Genomic DNA, 23320 nt, shown 5'->3' with positions numbered 1-23320 from the left:
ATCCTGATCTTCGGCGGGCTGGCCTACATGGCGGCCGTCGGACTGGTCCGGGGATAAGCGGACCGTGAAAAACGCACTCAGAAACAACGGTCTCAGCCTCTTCTTCGGCATCATTTTCCTCCTGGCCCTGCTGGGCCAGGCGCTCACCGGCCATGCCCTCTTCAACGAGGAGCAGGTGGCCTCCGGGCTGGAGGAGATCAGCCTCGGGCAGTACCTGACGTCGTCGAATTTCGCCGTGGACGTCTCCGAAAACTGGCAGTCCGAGTACCTGCAGTTCCTGCTGTACATCTTCGCGACCATCTGGCTGGTCCAAAAGGGGTCCCCCGAATCCAAGGAACTGGACCAGCCCGGCCCGGAGTCGGACAAGGAACAGCTCGTGGGCGAGTTCAGCAACGCGAAGTCGCCGAAGTGGGCCCGCGTGTCCGGCTGGCGGCAGACCGTGTACTCCAACTCGCTGGGGGCGACAATGGGACTGATCTTCCTGCTGTCGTGGCTGGTCCAGTCCATTGCGGGCAACAGCAACTACAACCAGGAGCAGATCAAGAACTTCCAGCAGCCCGTCAGCTGGGCGGAGTACATCGTCTCGCCGGAGTTCTGGAACCGCACCCTGCAGAACTGGCAGTCCGAGTTCCTCGCGGTCGGTTCCATGGTGGTCCTGTCGATCTATCTGCGCCAGCGCGGCTCCCCCGAGTCCAAGCCCGTGGGCTGCGCGCACGACGATACGGGCACCACCGGCTAGCGGCTACAGCCCGGGTGCTACAGCCCGTCGACGGCCCAGCCTTCCTGGTAATCCGGATGGTCCTTGTAAACGGCGGCGAGGGACATCAGGACGTACTCGCTCGTGGCGCCGATGGCGGTGGGAACGTCGGTGACGAGCGGGACGTTGCCCACGATCTTCCGTTTGGCCGCGCATTCCGACAGAACGCGCCCGGGGTTGAACCAGCCGACGGCGGGTCCCGCCGATCCCTCCGCCTCCAGTCCCCGCCGGGCATCCGCCTCGTCCTCGGCGATCCGCGCTTCCAGAAAATCGATCAGGTCGGCCATGTGAAGTCCCTCGCATTCGTCTTGGGTGGGTGGATGGTATCGGCGGTCCGGATGGCCTAAAGGCTCTGTCGCGTCGGAATGGCGTCAGGCATCCTCCTTCGGGCGGTGCCGCCGCTGCGGGGCGAGCGGAACAACAACCACCGGCCGGGTCTGCCGGTGCGTGAGGTGGACGGCCACCGAGCCGAGCAGCAGCTGCTCCAGCCGGGCGCCCACCCTGCCTTCGCGCGTGCCCACCACGATGACAGAGGCATCCGCCGAATCGGCCAGCCGGGCCAGCGCCCGCGCGGGTTCACCGACAAGGGTCAGAAGCGACCAGCGGATCCCGGCCTTGCCGAGGACAGCCTGCAGGTGCTCCCTGAGGTGGGCGCTGGTCTGCTCGACGTCGTCGACGACTCCCTCCTGCCCGGCAGTTTGCAGCAGATCCTGGTCGTCGCGCTCGTTGCTGAGGTAGGAGGTGATGTCAACATAGGCACAGATGAGCTTGACGTTCAGCGAGTAGGCGAGCCGGGCGGCGCTTTGCACGACGGCGGGCGGCTGGCCGGGCACGACGCCGGCCACCACCGGGCCGGCTATCCGCTGGGGGACGAACTCGTCCTCCCGGCCCGGGAGCCCGGCCTTCTTCGCTGGCTCGTTCATGAGTGCTGCCATTCCACGCTGTCCTTACGGCAGATCGGGGGAACTCTCATTGCCAGCCTACTAGGCCCCTCTGGCACCGGCGGGCAACCTGATGGAGGATGGGCGCATGGCGGAACGCGGAGGTCGCACGCAGTTTGCCGTTGCCGGCTGGCTCTTCGGGTCCGCCAGCGTTGTCCTGGGCCTGCTCATCCACGCCGTGTCCGGTCATCCCGTGCCGGCGGTGCTGATCGTCGTCGCCACGGCCGCGCTGCTGAGCCTGGCCGGCACGGTGGTCACCCGCATCGGCGTGCCGGACTGGGCGCTGCTGGTGCTGGCCGGCGCGGGACAGCAGGCCATCCACTGGGCTTTCGCCTTCTTCTCCGACCCGGTGGCCACCACGCTGGCCGCGGGCGGCCACGGACACGCGGACCCTGTGCAGTTCACCGGTCCCGGCCTGCTGCTGGCGGGGGTGACAACCCAGCCGTTGCACGTGCTGCTGTACGCGCACGCTGCGGCGGCGCTGCTGGTATTTCTGCTGGTTCAGCGGCTGAAAACATCGGACCCGAAGCGGTTCAGCCCGGGCGCGGCGGCGTACCCGAGGTAAGGCAGCCCAAAGGCATCCTCGATGCTGGCGAGCAGGCTGTAGTGGTTGTACAGCCGGTCCGAGGTGGCGCCTGCCCTGGCCAGCGGTGACAGCACCAGCGTCCCGATCAGTCCGCCCGCCGCTCCCCCGGGCAGCGCCGCATCCGCGCTTTCCTTCCCCTCCGCCTCGTCAAAGGTGATGACCAGCATTCCGTCCTGTTTGTAGGCCGGGGAGGCCATGATCTCGGGAACGTGCTTGCGGAGCCACACATCGGCCGAGACCAGGCCGCCCTCCCTGCCGTCCACGCAGGGGCTGTCGTGCCCGTCGTTGCACAGGTTGGGGCTGATGTAGGTCAGGTTCGGTGTGGTGGCCACGGACTTGAGGTCGCCGGCGAGGCCGGAGATGCCGACGTCGTTGCGCTCGCATTCCGGCGACGACGTGATCGCGGCGAAGTACACAAACGGGTTGTGCCGGGTGGCGTACTGGTCGCCCTCCTGGGCAGCATGGTTCGAATCCCGGGCGCCCGGATCGGGATGCAGGCACGGGGTGTCCATGTCCTCCATGTACGCCTTCCAGGTCTTCCCGGCCGCGCTCAGCTGCCCGGCCACCGTCTGCACCGACTCCGGGTACACACAGCCGCTGCCCTGCTCCTGGCCCAGCGGCGCCGTGCCCGTCGAATCAAACCTCTCGTAGACCGGGCAGTCGCCTTTGGTGGCCGAATTGGGGCCCTGGCCCGAGATCTGGGCGATGTAGTTGGGCAGGGAGGCATGCCCGATCGCGTAGTACCGGCTCAGCAGCACGCCCTGCGGACGCAGGGTCTGGGACAGGTACTCCGCGTCCGACTGGTCGTTCCAGACGTTGCGGAAGGACTTGTTCTCCAGGTTGATCACAAACACATGCCCGGGCTTTGTTGCCACTGAAGGCGAGGGCGACGGCGGCGCTCCAGTTCCGCAGGCCGCAAGGCCCAGGAGGGCCACCGTCAGCAGCGCCGACGGGAGGAGCTTCCGGCCGGCCGGCCGCCGCCGGTGGGAGCCGTGCCGGTGCCATCCGCCTGAGTTCCGCCCGCGCCACCTGTGAATCGGAGCAGCTCTCATTGGATCCTGCTTTCTGCAGCAACGTCGGTCCGCGGGCCAGGCCCAATGGGTCCGGGCTCCCCAGGCCCGGGCCCCGGGGGTTTCAGGCTCCATGCTGGCACCCCTAACCCGGCAGCAGCATGAAGGAAAGCTGGGAGTTGATTGGGAGGGCGCACCACGGTCATCCGGAACGCCGGGCGGCTCACATGTTAAGTTGAATCGGAGGGACAGACCTGTCCTGCGCACCAGCCTGAGAGAGCCAATACGTGGAATCGCCTTCACCAGTCCGAATCCTGACCGTCTGCACGGGCAACATCTGCCGTTCCCCCGTGGCGGAGCGCCTGCTCCAGGCCGGCCTGGACCAGGTGCTTCCCGGCGGCTTTGAGGTGCGCAGCGCCGGAACCCGCGCCCTGGTGGGCGACCCCGTCCAGCCGCTCTCCGCCGACATCATCCACACCTTCGGCGGCACGGCGGACGGCTTCGCGGCGCGCCAGCTGTCCGGCAAGATCCTCCGGAACGTGGACCTGGTCCTCACCATGACCTCCGGCCACCGCGGCGAGGTGCTGCAGCTGGATGCCTCGCTGCTGAAGCGCACCTTCACCATCCGTGAGTTTGCCCGGATGCTCGATGTGCTGGAGGAGCGTGAAGGACAGGCATCCCAGGGCGGCGGCCTCAACGGCGAACGGCTCGCGGCCAACACCAAGCTCTGGCGCAAGCTTCCCGCCCGCGCAGCCTCGGTCCGGCACCTCGCGCTGGCCCCCGATGCAGCGGACAACGACGTCGTCGACCCCTACCGCCGCAGCGAGGACTACTACCGGCAAATGGAGGACGAACTGGCCCCCGCGATCATCTCCATCCTGCGTTTCGCTCGGCTGAACGCACCCTCCTAAACCGGCCGGCCGCCGTCGTTCTCTCCGGCGACTTTTGGTGGTACCGTCCGATCATGAAATCCCGGAACAGTCCGGGAGCCGGGGGCAACGGCGACCCCGCTCCAGGCGCCAACGGCGGCGCCAAACGCAAGTGGACCGTACGCAACATCGTTTTGGCAGCGCTGCTCGGGATTGCCCTGGTGGCCGGCGGCTTCCTGTTCAGCCTGGCCCAGATCTGGAATACCCAGACAGCCAAGACAGAAATCAGCGCGGCCCCCGAAACCCCTACCCAGACGGCAACCACCAAGCCCTCGCCCACCAAAAAGCCTGCGCCCAAACCGGTGAAACCGCCGCCGCCGCCCACGCTGCCCATGAACATCCTGCTGATCGGCAGCGACCACCGCAAAGGTGACGCACCGTCGCCGAACGGCCTGCCGAACCAGCGCGCGGACGTCCTCATGCTGGTGCATCTGGCGGCCGACGGGAAGCACGCCTACGGCATCTCGCTCATGCGCGACCTGTGGGTTTCCATCCCCGGGTACGGCGAAGCGAAGATCAACTCCTCGCTCGAGCAGGGCGGCATGCCGCTTGCCGTGAAGACCGTGGAGTCCCTGTTCGGGCAGAGGATCCAGCACGCCGTGATGATCGACTTCGAAGGCTTCCGGGGCATCACCGAGGCGCTCGGCGGCGTCAACGTCAACAATCCGGTGGAGTTCACGGCCTCCTTCGACACGCACCAGCATTTCCCCGCCGGAGTCAACAAGCTGGAGGGCCAGCGCGCCCTCGAGTTCGTCCGCGAGCGCTACTCGTTTGCCGACGGCGACTTCCACCGGGTCGCGAACCAGCAGCTGTTCCTGCGCTCCACGCTGGCCAAGCTGCTCTCCGCCCGCACGCTGACCAATCCCGTGACGCTGTACAAGCTGGTCAACACGGCGTCGAAGTACATCACGGTGGACAAAGGGCTGAACGCCACCGCCCTGGCCAGCCTCGTGTACAGCCTGCGCAATGTCCGGATGCAGGACGCGGTGTTCTTCACGCTTCCGACGGCGGGATTCGGGACCAGCACCGATGGCCAGTCGATCATCCTGCCGGATTACGGGGCCGCCGCCGCTGTGGGTGCCGCCCTGGGGAGGGACCGGGTGGGGCAGTACGCCGCGACGCTGGGGAAGTGATGTTCGAGAACTAAGGGGACGTTGATGAAGAAGCTTTTATGGATCATCCTTGCGGTCGCGGTGGTGTTTTTTATCATGGGCGCCGTCATTAAGGCGGTGGCCTTCCTGCTGTGGGTGGCGCCTTTCCTCCTGCTGGCTGCCGTGCTGGTGTTCTTCCTCAACCGCTCGGGCGGCAGACGCATCCCCTGACGCCCCTCCCCCGACGCTCTCTCACCTCCTGCACGTTTCGGCCCAACGCTCTCTCACCTCCTGCACGTTTCGGCCCAACGCTCTCTCACCTCCTGCACGTTTTGGACCGACGCTCTCTCACCTCCTGCACGTTTTGGACCGACGCTCTCTCACCTGGTGAGAGAGCGTTTCCCTTTTACCGGCAGGAAGTGCGAGAGCGTTTGAACTAAAGCGACGGGACCTGAGGACGCGTCCCAGGAAAGCCGACGAAATCTGAGGAATCGTCAGGGGTTCAGCGGCCGGTGGTTACTCTGCTGACATTCCGGGTACGGCACTAGTAACGTGGAAAATTCGCAGGCCTAGGCTGAACGGGAGTGCAATCGTGGGACAGAACGGAACCTCCGCTGACGGAACGCACAAGGACGCCCCGGTGCCCGCGGCCTGGACCGCCGGCGCCGTCGAGCTCATCCTCATCCGGCACGGCGAGAGCCAGGGCAACGTGGCCGCCACCGATGCCACGGTTTCCGGCGCCGAGGTGATCGCTGTCCCGGCCCGCGACGCCGACGTCGAGCTTTCCTCCACAGGGCGGGAGCAGGTGACGGCCCTGGGCCGCGCACTGGCGGCGGTACCGGAAGACCGGCGGCCCGACGTCGTCATCTCCTCCCCGTACATGCGCGCCTACCAGACGGCAGAGATCGCCGTGGAAACGGCGGGCTGGCCCGTCCCCGTCCGTTCTGACGAGCGACTCCGCGACCGAGAGCTGGGCATCCTGGACATGCTCACGGCCTTCGGCGTGGAAACCCGGCTTCCGCAGGAGGCAGAACGTCGGCGGTGGCTGGGCAAGTTCTACTACCGTCCGCCGGGCGGGGAATCGTGGGCGGACGTGGCGCTGCGGCTACGCTCCGTGATCGGCGAACTGAACGCTATGGGCAGCGGACACCGGGTGATGCTGGTGTGCCACGACGCCGTCGTCATGCTGTTCCGCTACATCCTCGAAGGCATGTCGGAACGGGAGCTCCTCGACGTCGCGGCCAGCAGCCCGGTCCTGAACGCCTCGCTGACCCGCTATGTGCGGCCGGAGGGTGTGGGCCCGTGGACGCTGGAAAGCTTCAACGTGGCCGACCACCTCATGGAGCAGGGCGTCGAAGTGACCGAACATGCCGGGGACGCCAATGTCCACCCGCGCTGAGCCCACCCCCACAGCCGCCAAAGGTTCCGCCGGCACCCTGATCACGCCGACCCTCCTGCGAAGCTGGCCGCTGCCCTCCGCGGGATCCGACAAATACTCCCGCGGCGCGGTGCTGGTCATCGGCGGAGGCAGGCGCACCCCGGGTGCCGCGTTGCTCGCCGGCACGGCCGCACTTCGCGCCGGTGCGGGCCGGGTGACCCTGGCCGTGGCAGAGTCGGTGGCGGTTCAGCTGGCCGTGACGCTGCCGGAGGCGGGGGTGATCGGGCTGCCGCAATCCGCGGGCGGTTCGGTGGGTGACGCCGGGCTCGAGAACCTGCTGCCGGACTTCGATGCTGCGGATGCCGTGTTGGTCGGCCCCGGGCTGGACGACATCGGGCAGACCGAGGCGCTGCTCCGCGGGCTGCTGCGGCATGAGGCCTCGCGGGATCCGGAACGGGGTTCCGGTCCGACGGTGGTGCTCGATGCCTACGCGCTGGGCGCCCTCCCCCGGCTGGTTGATGAACTGGATCCATGGGCGGGCCGGCTGATCCTCACCCCGAACCCCACCGAAGCCGCGATCCTGCTGGGCAGGGACACCGGGGACCTGGCGGCCGACGTCGTCGAACTCGCCGGAAAATACCGCGCCGTGGTGAGCTGCCAGGGCGTGATTGCCGGGCCACCCCCTTTGGGACCGGCCGCCGTCGGCAATCCCGACGGCGGCTCCCCCGCCGCTGATGTCCCGGACTCCGGCGACCATTGGGAAATCACTACCGGCTACGGCGGGCTGGGAACCTCCGGCAGCGGCGACATTCTTGCCGGTGCCATCGCGGGGCTCCGGGCACGGGGAACCAGCGATGCCCAGGCCGCCTGCTGGGGCACACACCTTCACGCCGCCGCGGGCGACAGGCTATCAAGCCGGGTGGGCAGCCTCGGCTACCTGGCGCGGGAACTGGCCGACGAACTGCCGCCGCTCATGATGGAACTGGCCACCTAGGCCTTACTTCAGTGACTTCAGGAACGAACGCAGCGATGCCGCGGCCTTCGTGGCCGCCGCCTGCGGCTGGGCACGGCCCGCCGCGACGTCACTGACCGCCCGGGCGATCGGCAGTTCCGCCGCCGCAGCGCCGGCCAGGTCGCCGTGGCCCTGGACAATGCCCCAGTGCTGCAGGTCGTGGGAGGCGTCCAGCAGGGTGGAGAGAACGTCCTTGCCATAGACGCTGCCGAACTGCTCTGTCCTGCCGGCCGCCACAGGCGTGGACATCCAGGCATCCGCATACTCGGCCGGCTTTGCGGTGCTGCCCGAGCGCACGGGAACGCGCTCCTCGGGGGCAATCGCGAGCCACTTGGCATACCCGTCGGTGAGGAAGTACTCAACGAAGCGGCGGGCAGGTTCGGCGTCGGAATCTGCGGTCACGGTCCACGAGATCACTTCGCCGTAGTGCGCGGGCCGTTGCCCGTCCGGCCCCTGCAGCCCGGCGACCACTCCGGTGTTCCGTGCCAGGAACAGCGGGTCTTGGGCGCATTCGGGGCAGCTGGGCCGCGCATCCGTCCGCGTGCCGGCCAGCTCATCCAGCATGTTCGTCGGCCAGATGGCCATGGCGGCCTTCCCTGCGAAGTACGCGGACCGCACCGTGTCGATGTCCTGTATGCCCGGCACGGAATATTTCCGGAGCAGATCGCGGTAGAAGCCAAGCGCCGCAACGCACTGGGGGCTGTCGAAGGTAATGCCGCCCGTGGCATCCACCATCTCGCAGCCGTTTCCCAGCGCAATGTGCTCAAAGGACTGCTGCGTGAATGCCTGGCCGGTCTTGTTGGCCGCGACGATTCCCGCCATTTCCGGGGAATCCAGCCTCTTGGCCGCGGCAGCGATGTCCGCGTACGTTTGGGGTGCCTTCAACCCGGCCTGGGCGAAGAGATCCTTGCGGTAGTAGATCAGCTGGTGCCACGCCGAACCCGGCACGGCCAGCTGCAGGCCGTTGTCCCGCGTCAGCTCGAGCGCCCGGGCCGCCCACGTTTGCTCCCCCAGACTTTGCACAATGGCCGCGTTCGTCTTGTAGTCGATGTGGCGGGAGGTCGCCATGGTTCTAACCTGCCCCAGCGACAAGGACGCAATCACATCGGGAAGGTCTCCGGAGGCCGCCGATGATGTCATGACCTGATTGAAGCGGTGCGGCGCAACGCCCACCAGGTCGGCCTTCACTCCGGTGGCTGCGGTGAAATCCCCGATGACGAGGCGAAGCTTGGCCATACGGTCCGGGAGCGTCTCGGTGGTCCAGACGGTGATGTTGTGGTGGTCGATGTCCGGGGTGGGCACAGGCGGCTGTCCGTTGCCGGGCGTGCAGGACACCAGAAAGGCCGCCGCCAAGGACACTGCCGCTAGAACACCCGCCCTGACCTGGCCTCTGGTCCTATTCACCTGGCGCTCCTGCCATACCGTATCCGCAGTGCGGATTCACGCGGAGTGTCAAACTCCGCGCACAACTAGGAGACCTTTGTGACAAGCGTAGCTAACTGGTGCCGGGCTGTCAGCAGGCAGCGTTGACCGCAGGCCGTCAGCGGCATCGGCCGCCGATAGGGGAGCACATGAAGGGACGGCCTCCGCTCGTTGAGCCGGAGACCGTCCGCGAGAGGATCCGGATGCTGCTGCCGTGCGCTGTTTGGCGCGGTGGCGTGCTCCCGGGCTAACCGCCCCTTCAGGCAGCCAAATTAAAGCCCCGGGTCCTCCCGTTCACCGCCAGCCGCATCGGCTGGCTGTAGATGTTTTATAGCACCGGCCCCTGCCCGCCACAAGGGTTCCGGCAAGCTTTTTCCGCCGGATTGTGGGGCCGTCATGGGATCGGTTTCAGAGTGTACGACGGCGGCCTGGCCGGCTATCCCGACGGCGTTCCGGCCAGCCTGGGGTGCTATTGCCCGGCCCCACGGGCCGGGAGTATTTTAAGCGTGGGATTGAGCTCAAGCAGCAGGGCGCCGATGCCCCCTAACCAGGAGCCCGTCAATGACGACCATCTCCAACGCCCACCTGCCCGGCGAAGCGCAGCGCCCCTCCGGCGTCCCCTTATGGTGTTCCCACTGCCAGACGGATGAACACCTGATCGTCGAATCCATCGAGGCCCTGCATCCCCCTCAGGACGGCATTGTTGATGTGTCCTACACGTGCGTCGAATGCGACCGCTTCTATGCCCACCCCGCCGGCGTGCACGACGTCGCAGGCGTCCTGAACCGCCACGGCAAGGTGATGGGGGTCCTGCAGTTCGGCGGCGAATACTTCCACTGCGGCACGCCTATGGCTTCGGTCAGCTCGGGAACCAGCAGCATCTACGGCACGGAGCTCGGCCGGCACCGCACCATCCACGACGTGCACCTGCCCACCAGGCTGCTGCGTTGCGGCTGCGGTTTCCAAATGGAAGTGCCGGACTGAACGATCCCGGACTGTACGGGCACCAAAGGTGAGGAGAACGGAATGTCCATCCTGGCACGCGACATCATGACCGGCGGGGCAGAGTGCATCGGCGTCAACGAGACCCTTGAGCAGGCGGCCAGGAAGATGAAGGACCTCGACGTCGGATCCCTCCCGATCTGCGGCGAGGACAACCGGCTCAAGGGCATGCTCACCGACCGGGACATCGTGGTCCGCTGCCTGGCCGACGGCGGGGACCCCAAGAGCACGAAAGCCGGCGACCTCGCCCAGGGCAAGCCCGTCACCATCGGCGCCGACGACACCATCGAGGAAGCCATCAGGACCATGCAGCAGCACCAGGTGCGGCGGCTGCCGGTGATCGATGACCACGACCTGGTGGGAATGCTCAGCCAGGCCGACATCGCCAGGAACTACCCGGAGGACCGGGTGGGCGAGCTGGTGGAGTTCATTTCCTTCTGAGCGTGAGCTGCAGCATTAACCGGCAAACCTTTTGCCGGGGTGCCGCAGGCGTTATCCTGATGCCGTCGGTTCTGTGAACCGCTCACGGTCCGGCCGGCACCCTCGCCCTATACGGGGCGTCGAAGCGCGATGCCGGGGAGTGGCAGACGATGACCGCATATCAGCAACCAGCAACCACCACCGCCGCTGAGGCTCCCATGGTGGTGCCCCTTAAAAAAGGCAACATGGTGGTCAAGTGGATCACGTCCACAGACCACAAGACCATCGGGTATATGTACCTGATCGCATCCTTCGTCTTCTTCTGCCTCGGCGGCGTGATGGCTTTGCTGATCCGCGCCGAGCTCTTCGAACCCGGCATGCAGGTCCTGGTGACGAAGGAGCAGTACAACCAGCTGTTCACCATGCACGGCACGGTCATGCTGCTGATGTTCGCCACCCCCCTGTTCGCGGGCTTCACCAACGTGATCATGCCGCTGCAGATCGGTGCACCGGACGTCGCGTTCCCGCGACTGAACGCGCTGGCCTTCTGGTTCTTCCTGTTCGGCTCCACGATTGCGGTGTCCGGCTTCATCACCCCGCAGGGATCCGCTTCGTTCGGCTGGACGGTCTACGCGCCCCTCAACAACACCACTTTTACACCTGGCATCGGCGGTGACCTGTGGGTCTTCGGCCTGGCATTGTCCGGTTTCGGCACCATCCTGGGCGCGGTCAACTTCATCACCACTGTGGTCTGCATGCGCGCCCCGGGCATGACCATGTGGCGCATGCCGATTTTCACCTGGAACGTCTTCATCACGTCCGTCCTGGTAATCATGGCCTTCCCGCCGCTGGCCGCGGCCCTGTTCGCCATCGGCGCGGACCGGCGCTTCGGCGCCCACATCTACGACCCCGAGAACGGCGGGGCGATTCTGTTCCAGCACCTGTTCTGGTTCTTCGGCCACCCCGAGGTGTACATCATCGCGCTGCCGTTCTTCGGCATCGTGTCCGAGATCTTCCCGGTCTTCAGCCGCAAGCCGATCTTCGGCTACAAGGGTCTGGTCTACGCGACCATCGCCATCGCCGCCCTGTCGGCCACGGTGTGGGCGCACCACATGTACGTCACCGGCTCCGTGCTGCTCCCGTTCTTTGCGCTCATGACCATGTTCATCGCGGTCCCCACCGGTGTGAAGTTCTTCAACTGGATCGGGACCCTGTGGGGTGGCTCGCTGACGTTCGAGACCCCCATGCTGTGGAGCATCGGCTTCCTCATCACGTTCCTCTTCGGCGGCCTGACCGGCATTATCCTGGCTTCCCCGCCGCTGGACTTCCATGTCTCCGACTCCTACTTCGTGGTGGCGCACTTCCACTACGTGGTGTTCGGCACCGTGGTGTTCGCGATGTTCGCCGGCTTCTACTTCTGGTGGCCCAAGTGGACGGGCAAGATGCTCAACGAGCGCCTCGGCAAGATCCACTTCTGGATGCTGCTGGTGGGCTTCCACGCCACGTTCCTGATCCAGCACTGGCTCGGCGTCGAAGGCATGCCCCGCCGCTACGCGGACTACATGCCGCAGGACAACTTCACGGCCATGAACCAGTTCTCCACCATTGGCTCGTTCCTGCTGGGCGCCTCGCTCATTCCGTTCTTCTGGAACGTCTTCATCACGGCGCGCAGCAAGGCAAAGGTTGAGGTGGACGATCCGTGGGGCTTCGGGGCCTCCCTGGAGTGGGCCACATCCTGCCCGCCGCCGCGGCACAACTTCACCTCTCTGCCGCGCATCCGCTCCGAGCGGCCGGCCCTGGACCTGCACCATCCCGAGCTGCGTGTCCGCGAACACGACGCCGTGCATGGCCCGGCGGCCGAGGTTCTGGGCGCTGCGGACATCGGCGAGCGCGACGTGCGAAATCCCAACCCGGACGTGTGAGCCGGCGGTTCATCACCGACTGAGGCCCCGGACTCCGTTGGGAGTCCGGGGCCTCAGCCCATGTTCAGTTACCTAGCCTCAAGCAGCCGCGGCTACGGCGAAGCGGCCGGCTGCGGCGCCCATGCCGCCGTCGGCCGGGGCCAGGACGCGGAGGTTGCATTCGGACTGCTGCGGATCGATGGAACGCGGCAGGTGGTGCGTTTTGGAGCATTCCCGCAGCTGTTCAAGTGCGACGGGCTCGACCCGGGCGTGGCTGACATCGACGACGAGCTGCAGGCCCTGGCGGAGGTGGTTGGCGCGCTTCATAACGACGTAAAGAGCTTGGATGCTTTGGGCGGTTACATGTCCCTGGGCGGCGACCTGAGCCTCACCGCAGTCGAGGTCCACGCGGACCAGTACCTTGAGCTTCTGGTTCAAAAAACTTCTCCCCTCATGCGCGGCCGCGACGCTGCGACCGGATCTAACCCTAGCCTGCATGTGACTCAGGTAACAGGAAAATTCCGAATGTTGCAGAAATGGGATTTTTCGCGGGCGCGGGAACTCGTTTGCCCCGGACACGCAAATGGTCCGGGACGCATGGGTGCGTCCCGGACCATTTTCGGGTCACGTGTTCGACGACGGCGGACGGCCAGGCGGGCAGCTCAGCTGCGGGTGGGGTCCGGGCGCAGCGGCGCTGGCCCGGGATCGGGCACCGGAAGCGGGCCCGGCGGCTCGGGTGTGGGAACGGGGTTGGGCGGTGCGGGGCGGGATGGGTCCGGCCGCATGGGATCGGGCCCGGGCTCCGGCGGGAACGGCTCTGGTTCGTGCACTGGCGGGATGGTCATGCTTCCCCCTCGAAGGCTCGTGTGGGTTCCTTTTTGCTGACGCGAGTTCAGGATACGCCCGGCGCCGGAGCGGGGACAGGGCCCCGGCCGGCGCCCGCACAGGACCCCGCCCGGCCTGCGGGGCGCGTCAAAATGCCGGCCTCTCCCCCGGTAGCGAACGGCGGCACAAATGTCGGGGCGGCTCTATATATTGAGGGAATGACCCACACTCCGCTGCAGCAACCCGAAAGCTCCCCTGCCGTTGCCATGCCCCGGCCGCCCGTCGCCAAGCGCGTGCCCACCGAGCGAACGCACCACGGGGACACCTTCGTGGACCAGTACGAGTGGCTGCGGGACAAGGAGTCCGAGGAGGTCGTGGCGCACCTGAAGGCGGAGAACGCCTACCAGGAAGCCCTCACGGCACACCAGGAACCGCTGCGCGAGGCGATCTTCCAGGAGATCAAAGGCCGGACCAAAGAGACAGACCTGTCCGTTCCGAACCGCAAGGACGACTGGTGGTACTTCAGCCGGTCCGTCGAGGGCAAGGAATATGGCATCCAGTGCCGCGTCCGCGCCCAAAACTCGGGCAACCCGGTGGCGGACTGGACTCCCCCGGCAGTGGAGGCCGGCGTCGAAATTCCCGGCGAGGAAGTCCTGCTGGACGGCAACGTGGAAGCGGAAGGCAAGCCGTTCTTCTCCGTGGGCGGCACGGCCGTCACCATCGACGGAAACCTTTACGCCTACGCCGTGGACAACGCCGGCGACGAGCGGTTCACGCTGCGCATCAAGGACCTGCGGACCGGCGAACTGCTGCCGGACGTCATCGAGAACGTCTTCTACGGCGTGTCCTTCTCCCCGGACGGCACACGCATCTTCTACACCGTGGTGGATGATTCGTGGCGGCCATACCAGGTCAAGTCCCACGTCCTGGGCACACCTGTCACCGACGATGTGGTGATTTACCAGGAGGACGACGCCGCCATGTGGCTGGGCTTCGAACTCTCGGCTGACCGGCGCCACCTCGTGCTCGGCATCGGCTGCTCCGAGTACAGCGAGACGCGCCTGCTGCGCTTCGATGACCCCGACGCCGGCCTGTCCACCGTCATTTCCCGCAACGAGCGCGTGCTGTACGAGGCCGAGCCGTTCCTGCTCGAGGGCCCGGACGGACAGAAAACCGAACGCCTCCTCATCACCCACAACCGCAACGCCGTGAACTCGATGGTCTCGCTGGCGGACCCGGCCGAGTTGGCCAAGCCGCTGGCCGAGCAGCACTGGACCACCGTCGTCGAGCATTCCGACGACGTCAGGGTCAACGGGGCGGGGGTCACCTCCACCCACCTCGTGGTCTCGATCCGGAAGGACACCATCGAGCGGGTGCAGGTGATGTCCCTGGCCGGACTGGGGACTGCAGACCAGCAGGCTCCGGTAGAACCCGCTTTCGACGAGGAGCTGTACACCGCTGGCGTCGGCGGGTCCGACTACGAGGCGCCCGTGATCCGGCTGGGCTACACGTCCTACTTCACGCCGTCGCGGGTGTACGACTTCGTGCTGCCCACCGCGGAGCAGCCGGCCGGCGAACTGCTGCTGCGCAAGGAAAGCCCCGTGCTCGGCGGATACGACGGCTCGGACTACGTGGCCACCCGTGAGTGGGCCGAGGCCGCCGACGGTACCCGGATCCCGCTGTCGGTGCTGCGGCACAAGGCCGTCAGGCAGGACTCGACGGCGGCCGGTCTGGTCTACGGCTACGGCTCCTATGAGCTGAGCATGGACCCGGGCTTCGGCATAGCCCGGCTTTCGCTGCTGGACCGCGGGGTTGTGTTCGTCATCGCCCACATCCGCGGCGGCGGCGAACTCGGCCGGCACTGGTACGAGGACGGCAAGAAACTCAGCAAGAAAAACACGTTCACGGACTTCATCGCGGCCACGGACTGGCTGGCGCAGTCGGGCTGGGTGGCGCCGGACCGGATCGCCGCGCTGGGCGGATCAGCCGGCGGGCTGCTTATGGGCGCCGTGGCCAACCTCGCCCCGGAGAAGTACGCCGCCATCGTGGCGCAGGTTCCCTTCGTGGACCCGCTCACCAGCATTCTGGACCCGGACCTGCCGTTGTCCGCGCTCGAGTGGGAGGAGTGGGGCAACCCCATCATCGATCCCGCGGTGTACGAGTACATGAAGTCGTACACGCCGTACGAGAACGTCCGCGAGGTGGCCTACCCCAAGATCGCGGCTGTGACGTCCTTCAATGACACCCGGGTGCTCTATGTGGAGCCTGCCAAATGGGTGCAGGAGCTGCGCAACAAGACCAAGGGCGGCGAGCCGATCCTCATGAAGATCGAAATGGACGGCGGCCACGGTGGCGCGTCCGGCCGCTACGTGCAGTGGCGTGAGCGTGCCTGGGACTACGCCTTCATCGCAGATTCGCTCGGGGCCACGGAGCTGCTGCCCGGCGCCGGGCTGAAGTAGCCATCCTTTTTACCAAAAATGGCCGCCTGCCACCGTCGCAGGTGGCCATTTTTGGTAATCGGCGTAGCGCCATCGACGGCATTGGGCGGAGAGCACTCGGTAGCACCGGCGGGGACGTGGGCAGGAATTCCCTCCTTCGGGGCCGGTGTTTCCAGAAAATAGTAATCCTGCTTACTATTGACGGGCATACGGGCTCGGTGCACCTGTCCGCTGGGGGCTGGGAATCCGACGCCGGAACTGGAGCATAGCGTGAGCAATGAACAGGGATTGACCCCGCTTTCCGACGACGAACTGAATGCGCAGGCAGGCACCGCCCTGCCGGACAAGGAAGTCGCGTCCGTACTCGACCTCAACGCCGACCTCGACCTGGGCATCAGCGCCGCCGCACCGATCGATCTTGCCGTGGCCGCCAACGCCAACGTCGCAGCCCCGATCGATGCCGCGGCGTCAGCGAACGTCCTGTCCTTCGGTTCGGAGTCGCAGGCCCTCGCCGACCAGGGCGTCATCATCGACCAGGGCGTCATCATCGACCAGGGAATCACCGCGGATGCCACGGCAGACTCCGTGCAGGACAGCACAATCACCCAGGGCGCCGACGCCGGGACGGCTGACGGCGGGACGTCGGACAGCGCCGCTGGCACCGATCCCGCTGCAACCGGAACCGACGCGGCTGGGGCTGGCACTGCCGGTACCACCGCGGTGCCTGCGGCCACCGCTCTGCCGGACGGCACGCTTCCCGACGGTGCCATCCCCGACGGCACAGTCCCCGACGGCGTCATCCCTGACGGCACAGGTGTCGGCGCGCTTCCCGTCGATCCGTCCACTGCCCTCGACGGCGACCTGCTCAACGTCAACGTGGACCTCGCGGCCGACGCCGACATCGCGGCCCCGATCAACGGTGCCGTGGCTGCCAACGCCAACGTCGCCGCGCCGATCGACGCCGCCGTCGCAGCCAACATCGGCTCGATCGACAGCGACGCCTTCGCCGTGGCCCAGCAGGACGCCATCATCACGCAGGACATCGACGGCGAGGCCACCGCGTCGGCAGATCAGCAGTCCGGTCTGCAGCAGTAGTTCCTGAATGAGCGCCAAACGCAGCGGGCCGTCCGGCATGGACGGCCCGCTGGTCTCCCGCACACCCACATCCGGTCCGACTCCGGAACCAAGCCCTACACGAGACCCGACGGCGGCTGCCTCCTCCGCAGCCCCGGCGGAAGTCTCGACGGCGGCAGGTCCGTTCCCCACCCGGGCATCCCGGGCCGCCGTCGTAATTAGCCCTGACACCAACCGCGGCCAAGTGCCGGTGAGGGCGGAGGGAATCCAGCTCATTGGCGAGGCCAAAGGGTCCGGGTACCGGGAGGCACCTTCGCTGGTCCGCCGCGCCGACGGCCAGACCATCCAGCTCACCCGGCTGCTCTTCCATGTCCTGGACTCCATCGATGGCGTGCGGGATATTGATGAGGTCGCCGAGGCAGCCAGTTCGCGTTCCGGCCGGCTCATCAGCTCGGACAACGTCAGGACCCTGGTTGAGGGGCAGCTGCTGCCGCTCGGCCTCCTGCAGCTGGCGGACGGATCGCAGCCCGAAGTGCGCAGGTCAAATCCGCTGCTCGGCATGCGGTTCCGGTACACGGTGACGGACCCGGAGCGCACCCGGAAGCTGACGGCACCCTTCGCCGTGCTGTTCAATCCGCTCATCGTGGCGGTTGTGGCCGCGGGATTCCTGGCCTCGTGCTGGTGGGTCCTGATGGTCAAAGGCCTGGCCTCCGCCACGCACGAGGCCTTCGCGAACCCGTGGCTGCTACTGCTGATTTTCGCCGCGACGGTCCTGTCGGCCGGTTTTCACGAGTTCGGCCATGCGGCGGCCGCCCGCCGGGGCGGTGCCACGCCCGGCGTGATGGGTGCCGGGCTCTACCTCGTCTGGCCCGCCTTCTACACGGACGTCACCGATTCCTACCGGCTGGGCCGCGGTGGCAGGCTGCGCACGGATATCGGCGGGCTCTATTTCAACGCAATCGTTGCCATCGCCACCATGGGAGTTTGGTGGGCCACGGGTTTCGATGCGCTGCTCCTGGTGGTGCTCACGCAGATCTTGCAGATGGTGCGCCAGCTCCTTCCCCTGGTCCGCTTCGACGGGTACCACATCCTGGCGGACGCCACGGGCGTGCCAGACCTTTTCCAGCGGATCCGCCCCACGCTGCTCGGGCTCCTGCCATGGCGCTGGCGCAAGCCTGAACCGGAGGCGCAGGCCCTCAGGCCGTGGGCTCGCGCCGTCATCACGATCTGGGTTTTGGTCACCGTCCCTTTGCTGCTGCTGAGCCTGGTGCTGATGGTCATCTCCTTCCCCCGGCTCCTGGGCACCGCGTGGGCGAGCCTGCAACACCAAATGGCCCTGCTCTCCGCCAGCCTCGCCGAGGGAAACTTTGCCGACGGAGCCGTGCGTCTCCTGGCCATTGCCGTCGTGGTCCTTCCCGTGGTGGGCGTCGTCTATATGCTGCTCCGGCTGGTGCGGCAGCTCATCATCGGGCTCTGGACCAAAACCCGTGGCAAGCCGCTGCAGCGCGCCATCGCCATTGCGGCGGTCGGCGCCGTCACCGCCGGGCTGGCCTGGGCTTGGTGGCCGTTGCCCGGCACCTACCGCCCGGTGCAGCCCTACGAACGCGGGACACTCGCGGACGCCACGGCCGCCGTCATGCCCGCCCTGGCTGGTGGCGACGGCGTGCTTCGGGAAGGCCGGACTGGTCAGACGGTGGCACTCTGGCCGGACAGCACGGCACTGCCCACCCGCGAGCAGCCGCGGCTCAGCATGGTCCTCGTGCCGCGGGAGGGGGCGAAATCGGCCTCGGCGCCGGGCCAGCCGGGCCACAACGCAACGGACCCGGGCCAAGGCGACGCTTCGGCACCTGGCGGCACGCCGCCGTCGTGGGTCTTTCCCTTCGACAAGCCCCCGGCGCCGGAGGAGGACGGCAACCAGGCACTCGCGGTGAACACCACCGATGGATCCGTCACCTACGACGTCGCGTTCGCGCTGGTGTGGGCCGAGGACGGACCGGTGGACACCCGCAACGAGGCCTACGCATTCGCCAGCTGCGCGGACTGCGCGGCTGTGGCCGTCGGGTTCCAGGTGGTGCTGATCGTGGGCCAGGCCGACGTTGTGGTACCCGAAAATCTCTCCGCCGCCGCGAACTACGACTGCGTCCGGTGCCTGACCTACGCCCTCGCCAGCCAGCTGGTGCTCACGCTGGACGGGCCGCTCAGCGCGGACGGCATGGCCCGGCTCAATGCGCTGTGGCAGGAAATCGCCGAGTTCGGACGCACGCTGCAGGGTGTTCCGCTCTCCGAGATCGAGGGACGGCTGACCGCCTACAAGGAACGGCTCATGGAGATCGTCCGGGCCGATCCCAGTGCCACGCCCGGGACCGGCGCTGGGAGTCCGTCGCCAGGCGCCTCTCCTTCGCCCGGGGCCAGTTACCCTGGCTCGGGATTGCGGCCGGGTTCGCCATCGCCGGCAGTGCAGTCGCCGGGTGCGCCGGCGCCCGCTATCCCCCCGACTGCTGCGCCGTCGCCGGGAACGACGGCGGACCCCGCGGTTACGGCTCCCGGAACGGGAACGACGCCGGTCCCCGCCGTTCCTGCCCCTGCTCCCACGGGCGCGGCCCCGGGGCCGGCGACCACGGTTCCCGGCAGCACCGCGTCTGCGCCGCCGACCCCGGAGGCCGCCTCCCCGTAGAGTCCAGGCCTCGCCGTTTTACCAGAAACGGCCGCATGCGAAGGACCCTGCCTCGACATTTCACCAAAAGTGGCCGCTCTGGAGCTCACCGGGCGGCCACTTTTGGTAAATCGGCATTCGAAGGGGCTCGAAGACGAAGGGGCCCGCGGTTCAGCGGGCCTGGAGCACCGCGAAGTAGCCCGGGATCTGTTCAGGGCGGTCAGCGGACGTGAGGGGCCTGGTTTCAATGGTCACCGGGCCGTCCTCCACCACGTCCCAGCTGGCCTCGGGAAACGCCCGCCGACGCTGCTCCGTGCCGAAACGGCCGGGCATGGGCAGTCCGCGGATGGCCTTCTCGAGTGGCCCGGGGATGGAGTGCAGCGTGGCTCCAAGGTGGCTGACGTACTGAATCGGATTCCCGCGGAAATCCGTCTCTGCGAGGAACACTCGGCCCCGCTTGCCCACGAGCGCATGCAGCTGCGCGGCCAGGGCTGCCTGCGCGGGTTTCTTGAGTACGTGCAGGACGCCCCGGATGAAGATGTTGGCTTCGCCGTAGTACCCGGCCGCGGTCAGGGCTTCGGTCACGGCGTGCGTGCCCGCGGGCGCCGTCATGTCGGCCGCCACGTACGAGATCCGCTCCAGCCCTTCGGATTCGGCGGCTGCTCGGGCGACGGCGTTGGCTGACACATCCACTCCCAGGACATGCGGAAAGTGGGCCGCAAGCGCGCGGCTAAAGACGCCAGCGCCACACCCCACGTCGACGACCGGAAGGCTGGGGTCCAGCTGCCGCGTCAGGTGCTCCAGATATGCCTGAAGTTCGTGGTCGCTGCCCGAATCCCACAGGACGTCGCCGCGCGTCCCCGTGGCCCCGATCCCGCCCCAGTACTGGTCCCAAGCCACGCTGGGGTCCTTGGGCGCGTTGGATGACAGCTTCACCAGTTTGGGAAGCAGCAGGTATTTCTTGAGCGCCGAGAGCATCATTCAAATATATGTTGCCTGGGACACGTCCCGGTTCAATGGTGCCGCCGGCGCTCTCGAGCTGCCCTCGCACGGATTTGCCAAAAGTGGCCGCCCGGCGGGTCCGCAGGCGGCCACTTTTGGCAAAAGGAATACGTAGGGACTTCATGGGCGGCCATTCTTGGTAAAAGGATGAGCCAGCCCGTTCAGGCCTAGCGGAGCCTCAGCCAGGAGAGGGCTTCGGCCTCGGACGTGAAGAATTTCGTGGGGCACGGGAGCTTGTTGAGGCCAAGGAAGAAGTTTGCGATTACCCGGTCCACCGGCGACGCCCCGAGCAGCGCGATCCGTGAGGCCTGGCAGGGTCGGCCGAACACGGCACGGGCGCCGCGGCTCACGTCAGAGGTGGTGGCCATGTCGACAATCATGGGATGGCGGCTGTCGCCGCACAGCACGTTGACCTGCGCCATGGCGGCCTCGGCGTCCGCCTCGGTAATGCTGGCGTCCCTGGCCCAGGTCAGCCGCAGCAGGCCGTCGGCGTCCAATTCCAGGTTGAACAGCGTATTCCTTCCGGTGCTGTTGGAATTCAAATCAAACCTCCGCGGTGGCTAGTGTGGACAACTAACAAGGTACAGGGCCGCAGGGCGCGGCCAACGGCCCACCTACTGATAATGTGAGTCCAAATTCACGGTAGCCTCAAAAGGCACTCGCAACACAGGGGGCACATGGTCCAGGCACCGGCGGAGTATCCCTCCGCACCTCGCGAGGCGGTGGTCGCACTTACGGATTCCGCCCGTCTGGATTCCGTAGCGTCGGTGCTCACCGACGCCGGCTTCACCGTTCGCAGGGCGCCCGACGCCGGATCCCTCGCCCAAGAGCTGGAAGGCGACCGGGCCGCCGTCGTACTCCTTGATGCCGGGCTGACGGAGGGCTACCGGGGGGAAGGCACTCCCGTGCTGCTCTTGGTAGACCTCGGCGGCGACTTCGATCTTGCCCGGCTTGAGTCCTGGGGCATCGCCGACTACATCTCGCGGGACGCCCCCGCCCGTGAACTCACGCGCCGGGTGGAGACCCTGATCGGCCGGGCGAGGGAACGCCGCCGGATCCGGGCCGAAGCCGAGTTCCTGCGCGAGAGCCTCCGCAACGTGTCCGCCGCCATCCGCGGCACCAACAGCCCGCAGCAGATGGCCGGCCACCTGGTCCGCGGCTTTGGCGAATCCCTCGGCGTGGACCACGTCTGGTTCACCACGTTCCAGGATTCGCGCGTGCCCCGGATCAGTTCCCAGTGGTCCCTGCCCGGCCGCGCCAAGCTACCGGACTCACTCGGCGCGTTGGAGGACGAGGCCCGCGAGCAGACCACCTCACTGTGGTCGGCCGCCGAAGCCCTGGCGGTTCCGGATCACCAGAAGGACCAGTCGGCTGCCTTGGCCGAAGAACTGCAGGAATGGTCCGGTCTGGGGTCCGTCCGCGCGTCGGTTGCCTTGCCGGTGGGAGAAGGCGAGTCGGCGCTGGGGATCATCTGGATCGCGCAGCTCGACGGGCCGCGCGACTGGACCAGGGCCGAGATCGCGCTCATCCAGCACGTGGCCGGCAACCTGGCGCACAGCCTCATCCAGGGCCACCTGATCAGCGCGCAGCTGCAGGTCCTGCAGCAGCTCCGCGAGCTGGACAAGGCCAAAACGGACTTCCTGGCCACGGTCAACCACGAGCTCCGGACGCCGCTCACCTCCATCACGGCCTACCTCGACATGATCCGCGACGGGGCGGGCGGTCCCGTTCCCCCGGGCATCCTGTCCATGATGGACGTCATCTCGCGGAACTCGGACCGCCTCCGCAGGCTGATCGAGGACATGCTCACGGTCTCCCAGCAGGACACCGCCGGCAACCTGAACCTCAAGCAGGTGGAGCTTGGCCAGGTCCTGCGGATTGTCGTGGCGGCACTGCGCCCGCTCGCCGATTCGCGGAACGTCACCATCACCGGTGCCGACTCGCACGAGGACGTGAAGGTCCAGGCCGACGAGGCCCAGCTTGAACAGGTCTTCACCAACATCGTGGCCAACGCCATCAAGTTCACTCCGAAAGGCGGCCGGATCAGCATCAGCTTCATGTCGGCAGCCTCGGACGCCGGCAGCCCGTGTGCCGTCGTCAACGTCATGGACACCGGCGTCGGGATTCCGGAGCAGGAAATCGCGCAGGTGTTCACCCGTTTCTACCGGGCGTCCAACGCCTCCTCCGCGGCCATCCCGGGCAGCGGGCTCGGCCTGGCCATTGCGCACGACATCGTCCGGCGCCACGGCGGTTCCCTGGACCTTTCCTCCGTGCTGGGCGAGGGAACCACCGTTTCGGTGAACCTCCCGGTCGACGGTCCCCAGGCCGATGACACGGACGACGACGAGGCCGACGGCGGCGAAGCGGCCGGCGCACCCCAAACCGACTGACCGGCGTCGTCCGCTGACCAGAGTCGGCGACCGGCCGCCGTCGTCCGCTGACCAGAGTCGGCGACCGGCCGCCGTCGTCCGTCAAACCCAAATGAAAACCGCCCGGACCCAGCTGGTCCGGAGCGGTTTTCGTAATTCTGGTTTGCTACTGCCAACCCTAGTTGGGCCACCAGCCAATGGTGGCGTAGTTGACCTCGCTGTTCGACGAGGAGGACGTGGTGGTGTCCTTCTCCTTCGGTGCCGCGTTTGCAGGAGCAGCGAAACCTGCCACTGCCAGGATGCCGGTCATAACAAGTGTTGCAGCAAGTTTCTTCATCCGCTGTCCCTTTCGTCGTTTGTAGCCGTGAACCGAATTGCACATTACGGGCGACAGTATACGGTCACTGCATCAAGGTTTGGTCAAGTCATTTCCTGTCAATTCCACAGGATTAGCCATGTTTTTCCGCTGGCGTCTTGCCATTGCCGTAACAAGCGGAGTTCAGTCCTTCT

23 protein-coding genes are annotated in these 23320 nt (G+C 66.9%); 14 read left to right on the top strand and 9 right to left on the bottom strand.

Going from position 1 to position 23320, the window contains the following annotated elements:
* Window positions 1–64: 64 nt before the first annotated feature.
* Entirely contained in the window at window positions 65–739 is a 675-nt protein-coding gene (locus R5O87_RS18465; RefSeq protein ID WP_410555984.1) for a DUF6766 family protein, read from the top strand.
* Window positions 740–756: 17 nt separating this feature from the next.
* On the opposite strand, the gene R5O87_RS18460 is transcribed toward R5O87_RS18465, so the two are convergent.
* Both R5O87_RS18460 and R5O87_RS18455 read right to left on the bottom strand, forming a co-directional pair.
* The gene (locus R5O87_RS18460) at window positions 757–1044 is read right to left on the bottom strand and encodes a DUF6221 family protein (RefSeq protein WP_410555985.1); all 288 of its coding nucleotides are present in this window, start codon (window positions 1042–1044) and stop codon (window positions 757–759) included.
* Window positions 1045–1128: 84 nt separating this feature from the next.
* Window positions 1129–1680: a universal stress protein gene (locus R5O87_RS18455; protein WP_410555986.1), complete on the bottom strand. Its 552-nt coding sequence runs from the start codon at window positions 1678–1680 to the stop codon at window positions 1129–1131.
* 106 nt (window positions 1681–1786) lie between these two features.
* Between R5O87_RS18455 and R5O87_RS18450 the strand changes: the two genes are divergently transcribed.
* The gene (locus R5O87_RS18450; protein WP_410555987.1) at window positions 1787–2263 is read left to right on the top strand and encodes a hypothetical protein; all 477 of its coding nucleotides are present in this window, start codon (window positions 1787–1789) and stop codon (window positions 2261–2263) included.
* Here R5O87_RS18450 and R5O87_RS18445 read toward each other — a convergent pair.
* Window positions 2200–3336 (bottom strand): alkaline phosphatase family protein, encoded by a 1137-nt coding sequence (locus tag R5O87_RS18445; RefSeq protein ID WP_410555988.1) that lies wholly within the window; start codon window positions 3334–3336, stop codon window positions 2200–2202. The genes R5O87_RS18450 and R5O87_RS18445 overlap by 64 nt on opposite strands.
* Before the next feature lie 245 nt (window positions 3337–3581).
* Here R5O87_RS18445 and R5O87_RS18440 point away from each other — a divergent pair, with 245 nt between their 5' ends.
* The 5 genes from R5O87_RS18440 (at window position 3582) to R5O87_RS18420 (ending at window position 7686) form a co-directional block, all read left to right on the top strand.
* Window positions 3582–4205, top strand: a complete 624-nt coding sequence (locus R5O87_RS18440) for an arsenate reductase/protein-tyrosine-phosphatase family protein (protein WP_410555989.1) — start codon at window positions 3582–3584, stop codon at window positions 4203–4205.
* A 53-nt stretch (window positions 4206–4258) separates the two neighbouring features.
* The gene (locus tag R5O87_RS18435; RefSeq protein WP_410555990.1) at window positions 4259–5356 is read left to right on the top strand and encodes an LCP family protein; all 1098 of its coding nucleotides are present in this window, start codon (window positions 4259–4261) and stop codon (window positions 5354–5356) included.
* Window positions 5357–5380: 24 nt separating this feature from the next.
* Window positions 5381–5545: a hypothetical protein gene (locus R5O87_RS18430; RefSeq protein ID WP_410555991.1), complete on the top strand. Its 165-nt coding sequence runs from the start codon at window positions 5381–5383 to the stop codon at window positions 5543–5545.
* Between the two features lie 409 nt (window positions 5546–5954).
* Entirely contained in the window at window positions 5955–6713 is a 759-nt protein-coding gene (locus R5O87_RS18425) for a histidine phosphatase family protein (protein ID WP_410556066.1), read from the top strand.
* Entirely contained in the window at window positions 6697–7686 is a 990-nt protein-coding gene (locus R5O87_RS18420; RefSeq protein WP_410555992.1) for an ADP-dependent NAD(P)H-hydrate dehydratase, read from the top strand. The genes R5O87_RS18425 and R5O87_RS18420 overlap by 17 nt, the downstream gene beginning before the upstream one ends.
* A 3-nt stretch (window positions 7687–7689) precedes the next feature.
* On the opposite strand, the gene R5O87_RS18415 is transcribed toward R5O87_RS18420, so the two are convergent.
* Window positions 7690–9108, bottom strand: a complete 1419-nt coding sequence (locus tag R5O87_RS18415; RefSeq protein WP_410555993.1) for an ABC transporter substrate-binding protein — start codon at window positions 9106–9108, stop codon at window positions 7690–7692.
* A gap of 579 nt (window positions 9109–9687) precedes the next feature.
* Here R5O87_RS18415 and R5O87_RS18410 point away from each other — a divergent pair.
* From R5O87_RS18410 to ctaD, 3 genes are all read left to right on the top strand, one after another.
* Window positions 9688–10110 carry a hypothetical protein gene (locus tag R5O87_RS18410; RefSeq protein WP_410555994.1) on the top strand — a complete coding sequence of 141 codons (423 nt, stop codon included), beginning with the start codon at window positions 9688–9690 and terminating at the stop codon, window positions 10108–10110.
* A 42-nt stretch (window positions 10111–10152) separates the two neighbouring features.
* Window positions 10153–10569, top strand: a complete 417-nt coding sequence (locus R5O87_RS18405; RefSeq protein ID WP_410555995.1) for a CBS domain-containing protein — start codon at window positions 10153–10155, stop codon at window positions 10567–10569.
* Between the two features lie 149 nt (window positions 10570–10718).
* Window positions 10719–12470 (top strand): aa3-type cytochrome oxidase subunit I, encoded by a 1752-nt coding sequence (gene ctaD / locus R5O87_RS18400; protein ID WP_410555996.1) that lies wholly within the window; start codon window positions 10719–10721, stop codon window positions 12468–12470.
* Window positions 12471–12548: 78 nt separating this feature from the next.
* Here the strand turns inward: ctaD and R5O87_RS18395 are convergent, their stop codons facing one another.
* Window positions 12549–12887 carry a hypothetical protein gene (locus R5O87_RS18395; protein WP_410555997.1) on the bottom strand — a complete coding sequence of 113 codons (339 nt, stop codon included), beginning with the start codon at window positions 12885–12887 and terminating at the stop codon, window positions 12549–12551.
* A gap of 224 nt (window positions 12888–13111) precedes the next feature.
* A complete protein-coding gene (locus tag R5O87_RS18390) occupies window positions 13112–13294 on the bottom strand; it encodes a hypothetical protein (RefSeq protein WP_377997570.1) in 183 nt (60 codons plus the stop codon).
* Window positions 13295–13492: 198 nt separating this feature from the next.
* On the opposite strand from R5O87_RS18390, the gene R5O87_RS18385 reads away from it, so the two are divergent.
* The 3 genes from R5O87_RS18385 to R5O87_RS18375 all read left to right on the top strand — a co-directional run bounded on the left by R5O87_RS18385 (window position 13493) and on the right by R5O87_RS18375 (window position 19460).
* Window positions 13493–15733: a S9 family peptidase gene (locus R5O87_RS18385; RefSeq protein WP_410555998.1), complete on the top strand. Its 2241-nt coding sequence runs from the start codon at window positions 13493–13495 to the stop codon at window positions 15731–15733.
* A 249-nt stretch (window positions 15734–15982) separates the two neighbouring features.
* Entirely contained in the window at window positions 15983–16807 is an 825-nt protein-coding gene (locus tag R5O87_RS18380) for a peptidoglycan-binding protein (protein WP_410555999.1), read from the top strand.
* 7 nt (window positions 16808–16814) lie between these two features.
* On the top strand, window positions 16815–19460 hold the full coding sequence (locus tag R5O87_RS18375; RefSeq protein ID WP_410556000.1) for a hypothetical protein: 2646 nt from the start codon (window positions 16815–16817) through the stop codon (window positions 19458–19460).
* 150 nt (window positions 19461–19610) lie between these two features.
* On the opposite strand, the gene R5O87_RS18370 is transcribed toward R5O87_RS18375, so the two are convergent.
* Together R5O87_RS18370 and R5O87_RS18365 are read right to left on the bottom strand one after the other, a co-directional pair.
* Window positions 19611–20417 carry a methyltransferase domain-containing protein gene (locus R5O87_RS18370; RefSeq protein WP_410556067.1) on the bottom strand — a complete coding sequence of 269 codons (807 nt, stop codon included), beginning with the start codon at window positions 20415–20417 and terminating at the stop codon, window positions 19611–19613.
* Between the two features lie 191 nt (window positions 20418–20608).
* On the bottom strand, window positions 20609–20983 hold the full coding sequence (locus R5O87_RS18365; RefSeq protein WP_410556001.1) for a DUF7793 family protein: 375 nt from the start codon (window positions 20981–20983) through the stop codon (window positions 20609–20611).
* 135 nt (window positions 20984–21118) lie between these two features.
* Here R5O87_RS18365 and R5O87_RS18360 point away from each other — a divergent pair, with 135 nt between their 5' ends.
* Window positions 21119–22831, top strand: a complete 1713-nt coding sequence (locus tag R5O87_RS18360) for an ATP-binding response regulator (RefSeq protein ID WP_410556002.1) — start codon at window positions 21119–21121, stop codon at window positions 22829–22831.
* A gap of 157 nt (window positions 22832–22988) precedes the next feature.
* On the opposite strand, the gene R5O87_RS18355 is transcribed toward R5O87_RS18360, so the two are convergent.
* Entirely contained in the window at window positions 22989–23147 is a 159-nt protein-coding gene (locus R5O87_RS18355; RefSeq protein WP_410556003.1) for a hypothetical protein, read from the bottom strand.
* Window positions 23148–23320 lie beyond the last annotated feature (173 nt).

It is taken from the genome of Arthrobacter globiformis (assembly GCF_046536215.2).
GTDB lineage: Bacteria > Actinomycetota > Actinomycetes > Actinomycetales > Micrococcaceae > Arthrobacter > Arthrobacter globiformis_E.
The sequence above is the reverse complement of the archived record's forward strand: the minus strand, read 5'-3'. Positions and strand labels throughout refer to the sequence as shown.

Coding starts and splice junctions, on each gene's coding strand:
- R5O87_RS18460 (WP_410555985.1), bottom strand. CDS start 1,044: ATGGCCGACCTGATCGATTTTCTGGAAGCGCGGATCGCCGAGGACGAG.
- R5O87_RS18455 (WP_410555986.1), bottom strand. CDS start 1,680: ATGAACGAGCCAGCGAAGAAGGCCGGGCTCCCGGGCCGGGAGGACGAG.
- R5O87_RS18450 (WP_410555987.1), top strand. CDS start 1,787: ATGGCGGAACGCGGAGGTCGCACGCAGTTTGCCGTTGCCGGCTGGCTC.
- R5O87_RS18445 (WP_410555988.1), bottom strand. CDS start 3,336: ATGAGAGCTGCTCCGATTCACAGGTGGCGCGGGCGGAACTCAGGCGGA.
- R5O87_RS18435 (WP_410555990.1), top strand. CDS start 4,259: ATGAAATCCCGGAACAGTCCGGGAGCCGGGGGCAACGGCGACCCCGCT.
- R5O87_RS18430 (WP_410555991.1), top strand. CDS start 5,381: ATGAAGAAGCTTTTATGGATCATCCTTGCGGTCGCGGTGGTGTTTTTT.
- R5O87_RS18420 (WP_410555992.1), top strand. CDS start 6,697: ATGTCCACCCGCGCTGAGCCCACCCCCACAGCCGCCAAAGGTTCCGCC.
- R5O87_RS18410 (WP_410555994.1), top strand. CDS start 9,688: ATGACGACCATCTCCAACGCCCACCTGCCCGGCGAAGCGCAGCGCCCC.
- R5O87_RS18405 (WP_410555995.1), top strand. CDS start 10,153: ATGTCCATCCTGGCACGCGACATCATGACCGGCGGGGCAGAGTGCATC.
- ctaD (WP_410555996.1), top strand. CDS start 10,719: ATGACCGCATATCAGCAACCAGCAACCACCACCGCCGCTGAGGCTCCC.
- R5O87_RS18390 (WP_377997570.1), bottom strand. CDS start 13,294: ATGACCATCCCGCCAGTGCACGAACCAGAGCCGTTCCCGCCGGAGCCC.
- R5O87_RS18385 (WP_410555998.1), top strand. CDS start 13,493: ATGACCCACACTCCGCTGCAGCAACCCGAAAGCTCCCCTGCCGTTGCC.
- R5O87_RS18375 (WP_410556000.1), top strand. CDS start 16,815: ATGAGCGCCAAACGCAGCGGGCCGTCCGGCATGGACGGCCCGCTGGTC.
- R5O87_RS18370 (WP_410556067.1), bottom strand. CDS start 20,417: ATGCTCTCGGCGCTCAAGAAATACCTGCTGCTTCCCAAACTGGTGAAG.
- R5O87_RS18360 (WP_410556002.1), top strand. CDS start 21,119: ATGGTCCAGGCACCGGCGGAGTATCCCTCCGCACCTCGCGAGGCGGTG.
- R5O87_RS18355 (WP_410556003.1), bottom strand. CDS start 23,147: ATGAAGAAACTTGCTGCAACACTTGTTATGACCGGCATCCTGGCAGTG.